Below are 15,380 nucleotides of genomic sequence, written 5' to 3' on the forward strand. Positions count from 1 at the left end.
CGCGAGTAACTTAGACGGTTTGACCACGGGTGTAAATGATTGAGTTATACAATTCCGCAATGTTTTGTGCAGATAACCACCAATTCGGCAGAGATAAATGATGATTTTCATCACACAAATGGCCGGTGCGTCCGCACATCTATTGGTATCATTACTTTAATTTCAACAACAACGCAACAAGCAGCATTTATCACTATTTCCAAAACGATCACCAGCCCCGAATGAGTAGTGAATATTTATGTGAAATGGATGATAAACGGCAGCATATGCCGATGAATGAAAATTAAGCAGATATAAATCGGGGGATGCCAGAACGGTCATCCCCCGGAAGATGGCTCTCAACCGAGCCAGAATGCCAGTAATTGCATACAAAACAGGGCGAACAGGCCGGCGATCAGATCGTCCAGCATGATGCCCAGGCCACCGTGGATCCGGCGATCAAACCAGGAGATGGGCCAGGGCTTGAGCACATCAAACAACCGGAACAGCGCGAATCCCGCCACCACCCACTCCCAACCGGCTGGCGCTGCGATCATGGTGACGCCAAAGCCGATCACCTCGTCCCAGACGATGGCGCCGTGATCCGGCATACCGATGGCATCGGTGGCGCTCTGGCAGATACGAATACCGACCACAAAACCCACCGCCAGCAAGGCGATAAACCAGTGGGTCGGCAGCCCGCTCACCAGCAGGTAGAGCGGAATGGCCGCCAGGGTGCCCATGGTGCCCGGCGCCTTGGGGCTGAGACCGGAACCAAACCCCACCGCCAAAAAATGAAGCGGATTTTTCAGATCCAGTCGTGTCAGCTCGAGCTTTATCCTGAACAAACTCATGCGAAGTGATCCCACCCTTTCAGTTGCAACTCGACCGCCTGGTCGCCACGCAGGTAGTCGATGCCCGGCTCGCCCGCCACGATGCGGCCGATGCGGCTGAACTTGACCCCGCTGTGGGCCAGCGCCGTATCGAGCGCGCCGCGGTGCTCCTCCGGTACGGTGAAGCAGAGCTCATAGTCATCGCCACCGGCCAGCGCCAGTTGCCACGCATCCTGCTCGCTCACCGCATCCTGCAGCACCGGTGAGAGCGGCAGCAGATCGAGATCGATCTGGGCACGCACACCGGACGCCTTGAGGATATGGCCGAGATCCGATGCCAGACCATCGGAGAGATCCAGCGCACTGCCCGCCAGCCCGCGCAGCGCCTGTCCGGCCAGAATGCGGGGATGGGGGTGGTCGAGCCGTGGCAGCACGGCAGCCAGCTGGTTCTCGTTGAGGGTGCGTTTGCCCAGCAGGTGGGAGAGCGCCAGCGCGGCATCACCCAGAGTGCCGGTCACATAGATGCCGTCACCGGCTTTGGCACCGCTGCGCATCAGGGCGCGACCGGCAGGCACCGACCCCTTCACCGAGATGGTGATGGAGAGCGGCCCGCGGGTCATGTCTCCGCCCACCAGCGCCACGTTGTAGTACTCGGCCAGTTCCAGAAACCCTTCGGCAAAACCGGCAACCCAACCTTCGTTGATGGCAGGCAGGGTCAGCGCCAGCGACACCCAGCGCGGCTCGGCCCCCATGGCGGCGAGATCGGAGAGATTGACCGCCAGCGCCTTGTAGCCGAGATCCACCGGATCCATGTCGGGAAAGAAGTGTACGCCGCTCACCAGAGTGTCGGTGCTCACCGCCAGCTGGGTATCGGTGGGCAGGGTCAGCAGGGCACAGTCATCTCCAGGGCCCATCACCACGTCCTTGCGGGCGTGGGGGACCTTGAAGTACTTATCAATCAGCTCAAATTCACCCATACAGTAAAAAGCCAGCAATAAGCTGGCTCCTCTCTTAGATGCTGACGGACAGCAGGATCAACGCTTGTTCAGCGATTTGATCACCTTGTCCAGTACACCGTTGACAAACTTGTGGCTGTCATCGGCAGCAAAAGCTTTGGCCAGCTCGATCGCTTCGTTGATGACCACGCGCGGCGGTACATCATCACGACGAGTCAGCTCGTAGGTCGCCAGACGCAGGATCGCCTTGTCCACCATGTCCACTTCTTCCAGCGGACGGGAGAGGAAAGGTGCAAACACCTTGTCCAGCTCGCTGCAGTGGAGGGCTACCCCGAACAGCAGATCGCGGAAATAGTTCAGGTCTACACCCTTGGTGTCCTGATCGATCTTGAACTGCTCTTCGATGTCACCCACGTTAGCCTTGGTCATCTGCCACTGGTAGATGGCCTGGGTGGCGCAATGGCGGGCTTTACGGCGCTCAGACGGTTTCAATGTACTTCTCCTCGTTACACGTCCAGTTCTTTCAGGACGTTGATCATTTCGAGCGCTGCCAGTGCAGCCTCTGCACCCTTGTTACCCGCCTTGGTACCTGCACGCTCGATGGCTTGTTCAATGTTTTCAGTGGTCAGCACACCGAAGGCAACGGGAATTTCATATTCCATCATTACCTGGGCCATGCCCTTGCTGTTCTCGTTTGCCACCAGGTCGAAGTGATAGGTGCCGCCACGGATGACAGTACCGACCGCCACGATGGCGTCGTATTGACCACTCTTGGCCAGCTTCTTGATGACCAATGGCATTTCAACCGCGCCCGGCACTTTTACCAGTGTCAGGTTGCTGTCCTGCACTTGACCTTGACGCTTCAGTACGTCCACCGCGCCGTTCACCAGACTGTCGTTGATGAAGCTGTTGAAACGGGCAACAACAATAGCAACGCGCGCCTCAGGAGCGGCGATATTTCCTTCGATAACCTTCATTGGAAATCCTGTATCTGTGCAATCAAAAGGGCCGGAGTCAAAAGTGCGCACATTCTAGCACAACAGACCCACGACAAAAACCATGGCCGCAATAGACGGCCATGATCGCGATTTAATCAGTCCGGCGCGCTTACTCACCGGTGAATTCCACGACTTCCAAGCCGAAACAGCACGGAAGGGGATGGTACTTCTCTGGCAGAACGTTACTCGCCGATGTACTCAACCACTGCCAGACCGAAACCACCCGGAAGGGGATGGTACTTCTCTGGTGGAGCTTTACTCGCCGACGTACTCAACCACTTCCAGACCGAAACCACCGAGGGCATGGTACTTCTTCGGCGAGCTCAAGAGGCGCATCTTGCTTACGCCAAGGGCCTTGAGGATCTGGGAACCAACGCCCACCCGGCGCGAAGTCCCCTGCCACTTGGCTCCTTCCGGAGCCAGTCCCTTGTCGGCGGCGTCAAAACCCTTGACCCTAGCAAGCAGCTCGGCGCCCTGGGCTTCCGCCCCCAAAATCACCAGCACGCCGCCCTCGTCGGCGATGCGGGCCATGGATTTGGGCAGCGGCCAGCTGCGGGCTGCATGACGGTCGGTCAGCAGCAGATCGCTCAGCACATCGTGCAGATGAACGCGCACCAGGGTCGGCTGGTCGGCCTGTACCTCACCCTTTTTCAGGGCGAAGTGAACCTGATTGTCGATGGTGTCACGGAAGGTGATGAGGTCAAACTCGCCAAATTCGGTGGGCAGCTTGCACTCGGCCACCTTCTCGACCGTGGTCTCGTGCTGGTTGCGGTACTCGATAAGGTCGGCGATGGTGCCGAGCTTAATGCCGTGCTCCTCGGCGAACACCTCCAGATCCGGACGGCGCGCCATGGTGCCATCTTCGTTGAGGATCTCGACGATGACGGCGGCAGGCTCGAAACCGGCCAGACGGGCCAGATCGCAGCCCGCTTCGGTGTGACCGGCACGGGTCAGTACGCCGCCATCCTGCGCCATCAGCGGGAAGATGTGGCCCGGCTGCACCAGATCGGCCGCCTTGGCATTGGCCGCCACAGCGGCCTGTACGGTCACCGCACGATCGGCGGCTGAGATACCTGTGGTCACCCCTTCTGCCGCCTCGATGGAGACTGTAAAGGCGGTGGAGAACTGGGCATTGTTGCGATCCACCATCAGCGGCAGCGCCAATTGCTTGCAGCGATCCCGGGTCAGGGTCAGGCAGATGAGGCCACGGCCGTAGCGGGCCATGAAGTTGATATCCTCCGGACGGACGCAGGAGGCGGCCATGATGAGGTCCCCTTCGTTCTCCCTGTCTTCGTCATCCATCAGGATCACCATCTTGCCAGCCTTGATATCGGCAATGATTTCCTGGGTTGTGCTCAGCGCCATGGGCTACTCCATCAGTGTACTTGGGGGTTGAGCCAGCAGGCTCAACGCAAATGCGAGTGTATGTTGCTCTAAATTGGGGCTCGCGGCTCCATTTCAATCAGAGCGGGATCACAGAAAATCGTTTTGGTGGCCAGATTCAGCGCACACCGTCAGAGAAAACCGGCCTTGGCCAGTGTCTCCATGGTCAGGGTCGAGGCGCTGCTCTCCTGGGACTTGCCCATCATCAGTCGCTCCAGATAACGGGCAATCTGATCCACCTCGAGGTTGACCTTGTGGCCTGGCTTCCAGCTGGCAATAGTGGTCTCCTGCGCGGTGTGGGGCACGATGGTCAGGCGAAACAGGTCCCCCTGCACGGCGTTGACGGTGAGGCTGATGCCATCCACCGCAATGGAGCCCTTCTCGGCGATGTAGCGGGAGAGCTCGCCCGGCGCCTTGATCCAGTACTCGATGGCGCGGCCGCTGCTGGAGACGCTTTTCACCTCCCCTACCCCATCCACATGGCCGGAGACCAGATGGCCGCCGAGGCGGGAGGTGGGCATCAGCGCCTTCTCGAGGTTGACCCGATCGCCCACTCTGGCGGCGGCAAAACCGGTACGGGAGAGGGTTTCCAGCGACACGTCGGCGGTATAACTCTTGTCGCCCAGCGCCACCACGGTGAGGCAGACGCCGTTGGTGGCGATGGAGTCGCCCAGTTTGACGTCGCTAAAATCCAGACCTGGTGCGTGGACAGTGAGGGCCATGTCATCGCCCTGACGGCGCAGCTCGGCCAGGGTTCCCACCGCTTCGATAATTCCGGTAAACATGCAGATCACCTTGCTGATGACGGGGGCTGCTTATGCCCCCTTGAACATTGATAAATCAGGCTATTTTGGCGGTAATGCGAATATCCGGCCCCACCATGCGCACATCCTTGATGGCGAGCTTGGGGGCCTGGAACAGCCGGGTCAGACCCGGCAGATGGAACAGGCCGCGCCCCTCGTCGCCCATCAGTTTGGGCGCCTGATAGAGCACCAGCTCATCCACCAGCCCTTTTTCCAGCAGAGCGCCGCAGAGCCGCGGGCCCGCCTCGACCAGCACCGAGTTGACGTTCTGCTTGGCCAGCAGCATGAAGAGGCTGACCAGATCCAGCTTGCCATCCAGCAGCGGCAGCTCCAGCTGCTGCACCCACTCGGGCCACTCGCCGGACGCCTTGTGCCGAGCCAGCAGCACCGGGCTCTCGCTCTGGAACATCGGCAGATCCGGGGTGAGCCGGTTTTGCGAATCGACGATGACCCGCAGCGGCTGGCGCAGGGTCTCCTTGGGATAACTCGCCTTGACCGAGGGGGGCAGCTCGTCCCAGCGCACGGTCAGGGAAGCGCCATCGGCCAGCACGGTTTCAGCGCTGGAGAGTACCGCATCGTGGCGGGCCCGCAGCCGTTGCACGTCACGGCGCGCATCCGGGGAGGTGATCCACTGGCTCTCGCCGCTCGCCATGGCGGTGCGGCCATCGAGGCTGGCCCCCAGCTTGACGGTCACCCGCGGGAAGGCGGTACGCATCCGCTTGAAAAAGCCCGGGTTGAGCGCTTCGGCTTCGCTCGCCAGCAGGCCGAAATCTGTCTTGATCCCCGCTTCGGAGAGCATCCGCAGGCCACGTCCGCCCACCTGGGGATTGGGATCGACCATGGCCGCCACCACCCGGGCCACGCCAGCGTTGATCAGCGCCTCGGCGCAGGGGGGAGTACGACCGTGGTGGGAGCAGGGTTCGAGGGTCACATAGGCGGTGGCGCCGCGGGCGTTGTCACCGGCGGCGCGCAGGGCGTAAACCTCGGCATGGGGCTCGCCCGCCTTCTGATGCCACCCTTCGCCAACCACCACGCCATCCTTGACCAGCACGGCGCCGACGCAGGGATTGGGGGCCGTGGTGTAGCGGCCGCGGCGGGCCAGTTCGAGGGCCCGACTCATCCATTGGTAATCATCTTGACTAAACATCCGGGCTCCTTTGACAACACATCTCGACTTTACGCAGTATCGTAGGTTCGATTAGCGCAGCGTAATCGGACGCGGCAACATGGGTGAGAATGGCGGTTTACTTTTCCAGCTTGGCAATCTCTTCGCCAAACTCGCGAATATCTTCGTGTCCTGAGGTAGAGAGGGGCGAAGCGGATATCCACTTGCCCATCCGATACCATCATTTCTCCAATTTGGCGATCTCTTCACCAAACTCGCGAATATCTTCGTGTCCTGAGGTAGAGAGGGGCGAAGCGGATATCCACTTGCCAATCCGATACCATCATTTCTCCAATTTGGCGATCTCTTCGCCGAACTCGCGAATATCTTCGAAGCTGCGATAGACGGAGGCAAAGCGGATATAGGCCACCTTGTCCAGACTCTTGAGCTCATCCATCACCAGATTGCCCACCAGCTCGGAGGCGACTTCGCGCTCGCCGGTGGCACGCAGGCGGGATTTGATATGGTTGACCGCCTTTTCGATGGCCTCCATGCTCACCGGCCGCTTCTCCAGCGCCCGCAGGATGCCGGCGCGCAGCTTGTCTTCATTGAACGGCTCGCGGGAACCGTTGGACTTGATGACGCGGGGCATCACCAGCTCGGCCATCTCGAAGGTGGTAAAACGCTCGTGACAGAGCAGACACTCACGACGGCGGCGCACCTGATGGCCTTCTGCCACCAGACGGGAATCGATCACCTTGGTATCAACCGCACTACAGAATGGGCAATGCATCGGACCTCCGGCGTTAATGGAACAGGGACCGGCCCGGCGGGCCAGGATCTAGGTCGGCCAGTGTAGCACGGCCATCCAAAACCGGTAAAAGCCAGAAAAAACAATGCCACCCGAAGGTGGCATTGGTCTCAAACCGGATGGTCTGACTTATCAGCCATAAACCGGGAAGCGGCGGCAGATATCCAGCACCTTCTCACGCACGGTGGCCAGCACGGCATCGTTGTCGTGGTTGTCCAGTACGTCGCAGATCCAGTGGGTCAGCTCGATGGACTCGGCTTCCTTGAAACCACGGCGGGTGATGGCGGGGGTACCGATCCGCACACCGGAGGTGACGAACGGGGAGCGCGGGTCGTTGGGCACGGAGTTCTTGTTGACGGTGATGTTGGCTTTGCCCAGCGCAGCGTCAGCATCCTTACCGGTCAGCTCGCGGCCGATCAGATCAACCAGCATCAGGTGGTTGTCGGTACCGCCGGAGACGATCTTGTAACCGCGCTCGATAAAGGTGGCAGCCATCGCCTTGGCGTTTTTCACGACCTGAGCCTGATAGGTCTTGAACTCCGGCTCCAGCGCCTCTTTGAAGGCAACAGCTTTACCGGCGATGACGTGCATCAGCGGGCCGCCCTGACCACCCGGGAAGACGGCAGAGTTGAGCTTCTTGTAGAGCTCTTCGTCGTCAGCGGCGGAGAGGATCAGACCACCGCGCGGACCTGCCAGGGTCTTGTGAGTGGTAGAGGTGACCACGTGAGCGTGGGGAACCGGGTTCGGGTAGACGCCAGCGGCAATCAGACCAGCCACGTGAGCCATGTCGACGAACAGGTAGGCACCGACCTTGTCGGCGATTTCGCGCATGCGGGCCCAGTCAACGATGCCGGAGTAGGCAGAGAAGCCACCGATCATCATCTTCGGCTTGTGCTCGACAGCCTGACGTTCCATGTCGTCGTAGTCGATCTTGCCGGACTCATCGATACCGTAAGGCACGATGTTGTAAAGCTTGCCGGAGAAGTTGACCGGAGAGCCGTGGGTCAGGTGACCGCCGTGGGCCAGGTTCATGCCCAGTACGGTGTCGCCCGGCTGCAGCAGAGCCATGTAAACGGCGCTGTTGGCCTGAGAGCCGGAGTGCGGCTGCACGTTGGCGTAAGTGGCACCGAACAGCTCTTTGGCGCGCTCGATAGCCAGGGTTTCGACCACATCCACATACTCGCAACCACCGTAGTAACGCTTGGAGGGGTAACCTTCGGCGTACTTGTTGGTCAGCTGGGAGCCCTGGGCTTCCATGACACGGGGGCTGGTGTAGTTCTCAGACGCAATCAGCTCGATATGCTCTTCCTGACGACGGGTTTCGTCTGTGATGGCCTGCCACAATTGCGGATCATAATTGGCGATGGTCATGTCACGTTTCAACATCCGTTTCTCTCCTGAAAATCGTTTGCGCGTTAGGTGAAGTGGGCGCGGGCATTGTAACGTGAGCTGGATCAAAGAGACAGTCCAACCACCTAAAAAAATGTTGAATTTATGTTGTAAAAAGCAAGATTCCCTCCCCGTTCAATACCCTGGCCGCTCCGCCAAACGACTCATTTTTCATCCCGCTGCGGGCGGGCAAAACCCGAAGGGGATCACAACGCCCTCTTTATCCATCCTGTAACATATTCATTCGAAACAAATTTAATGATGATGGAGCTGATTGCAGCCATGCATCCGAGGGGCTGCACCTAACCGGAGGAGTTCAAGATGGACCATCTGCTGACATTCGTGATCCTGGCTGTCTTTTTTCTGTTCTACTGGGTCTACTACACCAGCCAACGCAAACATCTCCCCACCACCTCGTGGGAGCAACTCCCCACCAAAGCCGAATATCTGGCGGCCCACCCTGAATCAGTCGATGGCGATATCATCTTCTGTTATCACTGCGGCCACCACGAGTTGCTGGAGGTAGGAATGGTGCACCTGACCGATTTTCGCCGGGAATGGGTCTGTGCCAAGTGCAAGCAGGTGCTGTTTCGGGAGATCGAATAACAGCGCAGGGGCTGGCCCCCTCCCTAAACGTTGTGCATCGCCAGCAGGGATCAGAACTGCGCATCCCTGTTGGCCGTCAGCCACTGCTGCAACCCGCTCACCGCCGCGTCAAATTGCGCCCCGATTGTCGCAGGCTCCCCGCCTCCCACCTCAAGAGCCGCACAGTGGCTGGCAAATTCGGTCAACCCCAGCGCCAGCGCACTCCCCTTGAGCTTGTGCGCCAGCTGACGTTGCTCTTTCCCCTCACCCTGAGCCAACTTATCCACCAACACCCGCCCTTGCGACTCAAACAGCGCGACCAGCTGGCGGATCCGCGCCATGCCGAGCAGGGGCAGATCGGCGTCCAGCACCGGATTGGCCCACTCAGGCTGGTTAGTTGGGGGCGCGGCTGCTGATAATTGCACCCGCGGCTCAATAGCGGCGCCCTCTTGCCGAAACAGCTGATCGATGGCGTTCGCCAGCACCGCCAGCCGCACCGGCTTGCCGACAAAATCGACAAACCCGGCGGCAAGGCAGTGGCGGATATCCTCCGGATACATCTGGGCCGAGATGGCGATGGCGGGCAGCGGCCGCTCATGCATCTCCTCGCTGATGGCTGCCAGATCCTCGCGCAGGGTCATACCGTCCATATCGGGCAGATTGATATCGAGCAGCGCCAGCTCGAAGGGGCGCTCGGTCACCAGCGCCAGCGCGCTGCGACCATCCTCCGCCAGGGTGACGCGATGGCCGAGGCGGGTCAGCATGCCGTGCGCCACCAACCGGTTGATCTCGTTATCCTCCACCAGCAGGATGTCACGGGACTGGCCAAGGTGCAGCGGTTGCGCCTCGGCAGGCAGCTGGGCACTCGAGCGTTGCAACGGCAGACTGAAGCTGAATTCACACCCCTTGCCCGGTTCGCTGGCAAGGATAAGCTCGCCCCCCATGGCGGCCACCAGCTTGCGACTGATCGCCAACCCCAGCCCGGTGCCGCCCTGATGGCCTATATCGCGCTTGCGCTGGCGAAACGCCTCGAACACCGCCGCCTGCTCATCGGCCGGAATGCCGGGGCCGGTATCGCGCACCACAAACCGGATGCAGGGCTCGGCGCAAGGGCCTTGGCAGGCAAGAGGCGCCACCGTCAGGGTAATCTGGCCACGGGCGGTAAACTTGACCGCATTGCCGAGCAAGTTGCCGAGCACCTGGCGCAGCTTGCCCAGATCCCCCTCGACCACAGGCGCCAGCCCGGGCGCATATTCCAGCGCCAGAGTGACCCCCTTGGCCGCAGCCTTTGGCCGGAACAACGCGCTGAGCTCATCCACCAGCTGGAACAGGGGGAAGGGTTCGCGGCGCGCCTCCACATGGCCCGCCTCTATCTTGGAGTAGTCGAGAATGTCGTTGAGGATCTCCAGCAGGGATTCGCCGCTGTGCTCGATGGCGGCCAGATAGCGCTGCTGGGTCTCGCTGAGATGGGTATCTTCCAGCAGCGTCAGGCCCCCGAGAATGCCGTTCATGGGGGTGCGGATCTCGTGGCTCATGGTGGCGAGAAACACCGACTTGGCGCGGTTGGCCTGTTCTGCCTCGGCGCGGGCCTGCCGCTGCTTCTCCACCTCCTCATTGAGCCGCTCGTTGGCGTGGCTGAGCTGGCCGGTGCGCTCCTCGACCCGCGACTCCAGCTCTCGCTGATAGCGGCCCAGCTCAACCGCATTGTCACGAAACACCTGCAAGGCCCGGCCCAGCTCCGCCAACTCATCGCGCCCGGTGCTGGCGATCGGCTCAAGAGGGACCAGATCCCCGCGCGCCAACCGGCTCATCCCCGCCACCGCCCGTTGCAGCGGCCAAACGATCCGGCCGTAGACCATGCGCCACATCAGCAGCATCAGCAGTAGCAGCGTGAGCAGGCCAATGGCCATCAACGCCTGCTCCAGCAGCCTGAGGCGCTCGCTTAGCGCCTGCTGGCTCTGCCCCAGCGAATCGCGGGCACGGCTGACCAGCTCACCGACCTGCTGGTTGAGGCTGCTCATCAGGGCCTCATTGGCATTGGCCAGCACCCGCAGCGCCTCCCCCTTGCCGAGCCAGTCGCTGCGCAGCTGCACCAGCTTGTCGCTCTGCGCCAGCACGGTCAGCGCCTGCTCCACCGCCTGCCTGCGGGCCGGATCGGTCACTGCCCCGGCCCGCAGTTGCAAGATGGCCAGCTCCCGCTGCCCCTCTTGCAATAGCGTTTGCAACTGTTCCTGCCGTTCGCTGCGCCACATCTCCTCGATACGCTGCTGCTGCATCAGGGTGCGATGACGCAGCTCGGTCATCTGCTCCAGCCAGTCGAGATCCTGCTCCAGCAGGCGGTCCAGCGTCCGGGCCGCCTGCGCACCTTGCTGTTGGTAGAGGGAACCCAACCCCGCCACCATCACGGTTTCGGCATTCTCCATCTGGCTTCTCGCCAGCTCGGCGATCTGCCCGGCTGCCGCCACCAGACGGGCCCGCTGCGCTTCACCCTGCGCCATCAGGGTCAACCGCTCCCCCACCAGCCAGCCCTGCTGGCCCAGATTGCCGATGATGCTCTGACTGAGCTGATCGAGGCTTGTTGAACCCTGCCCACGGCCAAGTTGCGCCAGCACCTGTTGCAGTTGTTGCCCCTGCAGGGTGAGCAAGCGTCCCTGATGCTCCCGCTCCTGCTCGCTGGTTGCGGTGGCCAGCAGCCGTGACGCGCTCTGGATCTCGCCGCTGAGGCGAGAGAGCGTGCGCGCCAGCTCCTGATCGGCCAGAGTCTGCTGCACCCCTTGCTCCAGCTGGCGCAGATGGCTAAGCCCCACCCAACCCAGCAGGGAAGCACTCAGTGTGAGTAATGCCATCAAGGAGAAGGCCAGCAGCAACTTGCCACCCAGGCCGGAAAAGATTCTCACGGGAAGTCCCTTGGTTGTGGTCGGCTTTGACCGGATAATATGGCCCAACACTTTAACAAAACCCTTGGCCATGCGAAGCGTCTATCTCTCCCCGTTGTTGCTGATCTGGTTGCTAATGCTTCCCCGCGCCGCCCTCGCCTTTACGGTCGATATCTGGCCCGGCGGCGAATTCAGCGGCCAGCCGCTGCGCCAGCAGTGGCCGGAACCCGCTGCGGCAACCAAATCGCTGACCCTCTGTGCCCTCTACCCCCATCTGCGCGACGCCTACTGGCTTTCGGTCAATCAGGGCATGGTAGACGAAGCGAAGCGGCTGGGAGTCAAGTTGCAGATCCACGAAGCGGGGGGCTATGGCGCCCTCGCCGAGCAGCGCCAGCAGTTGCTGCGCTGCGTGCAGGAAGGGAGCGACGCCATCTTGCTCGGCGCGGTGAGCTATCAGGGCTTGCGCGAGGCCATCAAGGTCACACCGCTGCCGGTCTTTGGTCTGGTCAACGATCTGCCCAGCGGTCTGGTGCAGGCCAAGGTGGGGGTCTCCTGGTACCAGATGGGCTGGCAAATCGGCCACTGGCTGGCGCAGCGCCACCCCGCCGGTAGCAAACCGGTCTCGGTTGCCCTCTTCCCCGGCCCGCAGGCGAGCGGCGGCAACAACTTCGTAGAGCCGGGCTTTGCCGATGCCATCAAGGGGAGCGCCATCAAGCTGGTCACCACCGAGCGCGGCGACAACAGCCGGGAAATCCAGCGCACGCTGGTGCAGCAGACGCTGGCCCGCTATCCCGGCCTCGACTATCTGGTGGGGGGCGCCATCGCAGCTGAAGTGGCCGTCAACGAACTGTCACAGCGCCATCTCGACAGGCCTCAGGTGCTGAGCACCTACTTCAGCCACGGGGTACAGCGGGGCCTGCGCCGGGGCAAGATCCTGGCCGCCAACAGCGATCAGATGCGGCTGCAGGGGCGCCTTGCGGTCGCTCAGGCGGTCTGCCTGCTGCAACACCCTGATGCCAATGCCGAGCAGTGCCCTCGGGTGATGGGGCCACCCATTCTGACGCTGTCTGCGCCGCTGGCCGACCCCGCCGATTCCCTCTCGGATGGCGCTTTTCGTCCCGTCTATCGGGTCGAATAGCCGTTCCAAATCCGATCAGCACACTCAAGGAGAAGAGATGAAAGAGTTACATGCCAGCTGCCTGTGCGGCGCCGTCGCCCTGACCCTGCCGGATCAGTTCGACTACATGGGTAACTGCCACTGCAGCGAATGCCGCAAGTTTTCAGGGGGAGATTACGCCTCGGTCGGCGGACTGGATGGCAACAAGGTCACCATAGTGAAGGGGGAAGAGGCCATCGGCCGCTACCGGAAATCGGCAGAGACCACCCTGGCATTCTGTCGTCACTGCGGCTCCAGCCTGTTCAGCCAGAAGAGCAGCAGCGGCAAGATCAATCTGCGGTTGGGGGTACTGGACGATGTGCCGAGCCAGCGACCCGCATTTCACATCTTCGTCGGCTCCAAGGCGCCCTGGCACCAGATTGGCGACGACTGCCCGCAATTTGATACCCGCCCGCCGGTCTGATACCCGGTCAAACAGGCCAGGGCCACCGCAACGGAGTCAGGAGGCTATCTCGCCGGCAAACAGATAGCCTTCACCATGGACGGTGACAAACAGCTGGGGATCCCGCGGATCCGCTTCCATCTTGCCGCGCAGCCGCCGGATCAACACATCTATGGTGCGATCGCTCGGGCCATCGCCGCGATGGCTGATAAGGGTCAGGATCCGCTCCCGACTGAGCACCCGCCCGGCATGGGCGACAAAGGCCACCAGCACTTCATATTCGGCCTTGGTCAGGCGCACCGGCACTCCGTCCTTGCTGAGCTGGCGACGGGGGATGTCAAAACGCCAGGGGCCAAAGCGCACCGCATCGTCAGCCACCGCAGGCTCGCTCGGCGCGGCGGCCGCCAGCGAGATCCGCCACAGCAGATTCTTGACCCGCACCAGCAGTTCCCTGAGCTCGAACGGCTTGGTGACATAGTCGTCGGCCCCCATCTCGAGGCCGACAATCCGGTCCACCGCATCGCTGCGGCCGGTGACCAGAATGATCCCCACCGTGCTGCGCGCCCGCAGTTCACGGGTCAGCAGCAGACCATCTTCCCCCGGCAGGTTGATATCCAGCATCACCAGATCGACTGTTTGTTCCGCCAGCACGGCGCGCATCTCCTGGCCGTTTTCGACCGCCGTCACCCGATAGCCCTCCCGCTCGAAATAGCCGGTCAGCTTCTCGCGGGTAACCGCATCATCTTCAACAACCAGAATGTGGTAGCTCATGGGCAGGGTTCACGATGGTCGACAAGGGAGGATTATTCTATTCACATTTTGTCATAAATACCCCTATTTCATTAATTTGTGGCGGCAGCCCTGTTCACAACGCATCCCTATCATGGCTCCCATCAAAAAAGTGATGTGAGAGAGCATGATGAAAAAACTGTGGCACTTCCTGCGCACCCCCAGCCGTCGCTGGTCGGTACTGGCGCTGCTTCTGGTGGGCGTCGGCGTCACCCTCGCGGGCACCGTCGGCCTGCACTACGGCTTTGAGAAAACCAGCAGCCTCGAATTCTGTATCTCCTGCCACTCCATGAAAGACACCGTCTATCCGGAGTACAAGGAGTCCATCCACTTCAAGAATGCCTCCGGGGTACAGGCGGTCTGTACCGACTGTCACCAGCCGAAGGACTTTGTCGGCAAGGTGGCCCGCAAGATGGAGGCGGCCAACGACCTCTATCAGGAGTACATAGGCCACAGCATCGACACCCAGGAGAAGTTCGAGGACCGGCGCCTGCATCTGGCCGAGAAGGTGTGGGCACGGATGAGCAGCCAGAACTCCAAGACCTGCAAGTCCTGCCACAGCTACGACAACATGGATCACGCCAAGCAGTCCCCGGCGGCAGCGCAGGCGATGAAAGATGCGGCGGCGAAGAACATGAACTGCATCGAGTGCCACAAGGGCATCGCCCACGAACTGCCCAACATGGCGGGGGGCTTCCGGGCCACTTACGCCACCCTGGTCAACGACGCGCAAGAGGCGCCAGCCGCCGAGACCCTCTACAACCTGGGTGAAAAAGATCTCTACGCCAGCGAACAGAGCACCGACCCGGTCGGCAAACTGCTGCCTGCCTCCCGCATCGATGTCGTAGACCGCAGCGGCGATCGCCTCAAGGTGACCATCGAAGGGTGGCGCGAGAGCGACGGCAAGGGCCGGGTGCTGAGCGAATACATGGGCAAGCGGGTCTTCGTCGCCACCATCCGTGACGAACTGAAAGCGAACGAGAAAGTGCTCAAACAGGAGACCGACAGCGCCACTCATATCAAGTGGGAGCAGGTTCAGGTGCAGGCCTGGGTCGATGGCAAGGGCTTTGAGTCCTCGCTCAAGCCGATCTGGGATTACGCCGGCGAGATGTACAAATCCACCTGCAACTCCTGCCACGGCGCGCCGGATCCCGCTCACTTCACTGCCAACGGCTGGATCTCGGGGCTCAAGGCGATGTCTGCCTACTATCGCCTGAGCAAGGAAGAGGAGCGCACCCTGCTCAAATACCTGCAAAACCATGCCGCCGATACCGGTGGTCAGGGCAGCCACTAAGTCCGGATTCGAAAGAGGAA

General features: G+C 61.2%; 15 protein-coding genes. 4 read left to right on the forward strand and 11 right to left on the reverse strand.

Annotation, left to right across the window (positions count from 1 at the left end; all coding sequences use genetic code 11):
- Positions 1-338: 338 nt before the first annotated feature.
- The 9 genes from G5287_RS15450 to glyA form a co-directional block, all read right to left on the reverse strand.
- The gene (locus tag G5287_RS15450; RefSeq protein WP_227341281.1) at positions 339-833 is read right to left on the reverse strand and encodes a phosphatidylglycerophosphatase A; all 495 of its coding nucleotides are present in this window, start codon (positions 831-833) and stop codon (positions 339-341) included.
- Positions 830-1,789: a thiamine-phosphate kinase gene (gene thiL / locus G5287_RS15455; protein WP_421172945.1), complete on the reverse strand. Its 960-nt coding sequence runs from the start codon at positions 1,787-1,789 to the stop codon at positions 830-832. The genes G5287_RS15450 and thiL overlap by 4 nt, the downstream gene beginning before the upstream one ends.
- Before the next feature lie 57 nt (positions 1,790-1,846).
- Positions 1,847-2,260 carry a transcription antitermination factor NusB gene (nusB, locus tag G5287_RS15460; RefSeq protein ID WP_005343514.1) on the reverse strand — a complete coding sequence of 138 codons (414 nt, stop codon included), beginning with the start codon at positions 2,258-2,260 and terminating at the stop codon, positions 1,847-1,849.
- A gap of 14 nt (positions 2,261-2,274) precedes the next feature.
- On the reverse strand, positions 2,275-2,745 hold the full coding sequence (ribE, locus tag G5287_RS15465) for a 6,7-dimethyl-8-ribityllumazine synthase (RefSeq protein WP_005338866.1): 471 nt from the start codon (positions 2,743-2,745) through the stop codon (positions 2,275-2,277).
- Positions 2,746-3,021: 276 nt separating this feature from the next.
- Positions 3,022-4,131 carry a bifunctional 3,4-dihydroxy-2-butanone-4-phosphate synthase/GTP cyclohydrolase II gene (ribBA, locus tag G5287_RS15470; RefSeq protein WP_421231518.1) on the reverse strand — a complete coding sequence of 370 codons (1,110 nt, stop codon included), beginning with the start codon at positions 4,129-4,131 and terminating at the stop codon, positions 3,022-3,024.
- A gap of 149 nt (positions 4,132-4,280) precedes the next feature.
- Positions 4,281-4,934 carry a riboflavin synthase gene (locus G5287_RS15475; RefSeq protein ID WP_005349507.1) on the reverse strand — a complete coding sequence of 218 codons (654 nt, stop codon included), beginning with the start codon at positions 4,932-4,934 and terminating at the stop codon, positions 4,281-4,283.
- Between the two features lie 55 nt (positions 4,935-4,989).
- The gene (gene ribD / locus G5287_RS15480; protein ID WP_362786460.1) at positions 4,990-6,099 is read right to left on the reverse strand and encodes a bifunctional diaminohydroxyphosphoribosylaminopyrimidine deaminase/5-amino-6-(5-phosphoribosylamino)uracil reductase RibD; all 1,110 of its coding nucleotides are present in this window, start codon (positions 6,097-6,099) and stop codon (positions 4,990-4,992) included.
- Positions 6,100-6,400: 301 nt separating this feature from the next.
- A complete protein-coding gene (nrdR, locus tag G5287_RS15485; RefSeq protein ID WP_005338880.1) occupies positions 6,401-6,850 on the reverse strand; it encodes a transcriptional regulator NrdR in 450 nt (149 codons plus the stop codon).
- 150 nt (positions 6,851-7,000) lie between these two features.
- A complete protein-coding gene (gene glyA, locus G5287_RS15490) occupies positions 7,001-8,254 on the reverse strand; it encodes a serine hydroxymethyltransferase (RefSeq protein WP_005338884.1) in 1,254 nt (417 codons plus the stop codon).
- Positions 8,255-8,578: 324 nt separating this feature from the next.
- Here glyA and G5287_RS15495 point away from each other — a divergent pair, with 324 nt between their 5' ends.
- Positions 8,579-8,863, forward strand: coding sequence for a hypothetical protein (locus tag G5287_RS15495; protein WP_100646668.1), 285 nt, complete (start codon positions 8,579-8,581; stop codon positions 8,861-8,863).
- Between the two features lie 50 nt (positions 8,864-8,913).
- Here G5287_RS15495 and torS read toward each other — a convergent pair whose 3' ends face one another.
- Positions 8,914-11,739, reverse strand: a complete 2,826-nt coding sequence (gene torS / locus G5287_RS15500) for a TMAO reductase system sensor histidine kinase/response regulator TorS (RefSeq protein ID WP_421231519.1) — start codon at positions 11,737-11,739, stop codon at positions 8,914-8,916.
- Between the two features lie 70 nt (positions 11,740-11,809).
- On the opposite strand from torS, the gene torT reads away from it, so the two are divergent.
- On the forward strand, positions 11,810-12,856 hold the full coding sequence (gene torT, locus G5287_RS15505) for a TMAO reductase system periplasmic protein TorT (RefSeq protein WP_157162048.1): 1,047 nt from the start codon (positions 11,810-11,812) through the stop codon (positions 12,854-12,856).
- Positions 12,857-12,893: 37 nt separating this feature from the next.
- Positions 12,894-13,298, forward strand: coding sequence for a GFA family protein (locus G5287_RS15510; protein ID WP_005338893.1), 405 nt, complete (start codon positions 12,894-12,896; stop codon positions 13,296-13,298).
- A 36-nt stretch (positions 13,299-13,334) separates the two neighbouring features.
- Here G5287_RS15510 and torR read toward each other — a convergent pair whose 3' ends face one another.
- Positions 13,335-14,048 (reverse strand): two-component system response regulator TorR, encoded by a 714-nt coding sequence (gene torR / locus G5287_RS15515; protein ID WP_042080622.1) that lies wholly within the window; start codon positions 14,046-14,048, stop codon positions 13,335-13,337.
- A gap of 145 nt (positions 14,049-14,193) precedes the next feature.
- On the opposite strand from torR, the gene torC reads away from it, so the two are divergent.
- Complete coding sequence (torC, locus tag G5287_RS15520; RefSeq protein WP_421231520.1) at positions 14,194-15,360, forward strand: pentaheme c-type cytochrome TorC; 1,167 nt, start codon at positions 14,194-14,196, stop codon at positions 15,358-15,360.
- Positions 15,361-15,380 lie beyond the last annotated feature (20 nt).

It is taken from the genome of Aeromonas sp. 603079, assembly GCF_049172135.1.
GTDB lineage: Bacteria > Pseudomonadota > Gammaproteobacteria > Enterobacterales > Aeromonadaceae > Aeromonas > Aeromonas veronii.

Coding starts and splice junctions, on each gene's coding strand:
- G5287_RS15450 (WP_227341281.1), bottom strand. CDS start 833: ATGAGTTTGTTCAGGATAAAGCTCGAGCTGACACGACTGGATCTGAAA.
- thiL (WP_421172945.1), bottom strand. CDS start 1,789: ATGGGTGAATTTGAGCTGATTGATAAGTACTTCAAGGTCCCCCACGCC.
- ribE (WP_005338866.1), bottom strand. CDS start 2,745: ATGAAGGTTATCGAAGGAAATATCGCCGCTCCTGAGGCGCGCGTTGCT.
- ribBA (WP_421231518.1), bottom strand. CDS start 4,131: ATGGCGCTGAGCACAACCCAGGAAATCATTGCCGATATCAAGGCTGGC.
- G5287_RS15475 (WP_005349507.1), bottom strand. CDS start 4,934: ATGTTTACCGGAATTATCGAAGCGGTGGGAACCCTGGCCGAGCTGCGC.
- ribD (WP_362786460.1), bottom strand. CDS start 6,099: ATGTTTAGTCAAGATGATTACCAATGGATGAGTCGGGCCCTCGAACTG.
- nrdR (WP_005338880.1), bottom strand. CDS start 6,850: ATGCATTGCCCATTCTGTAGTGCGGTTGATACCAAGGTGATCGATTCC.
- glyA (WP_005338884.1), bottom strand. CDS start 8,254: ATGTTGAAACGTGACATGACCATCGCCAATTATGATCCGCAATTGTGG.
- G5287_RS15495 (WP_100646668.1), top strand. CDS start 8,579: ATGGACCATCTGCTGACATTCGTGATCCTGGCTGTCTTTTTTCTGTTC.
- torT (WP_157162048.1), top strand. CDS start 11,810: ATGCGAAGCGTCTATCTCTCCCCGTTGTTGCTGATCTGGTTGCTAATG.
- G5287_RS15510 (WP_005338893.1), top strand. CDS start 12,894: ATGAAAGAGTTACATGCCAGCTGCCTGTGCGGCGCCGTCGCCCTGACC.
- torR (WP_042080622.1), bottom strand. CDS start 14,048: ATGAGCTACCACATTCTGGTTGTTGAAGATGATGCGGTTACCCGCGAG.
- torC (WP_421231520.1), top strand. CDS start 14,194: ATGATGAAAAAACTGTGGCACTTCCTGCGCACCCCCAGCCGTCGCTGG.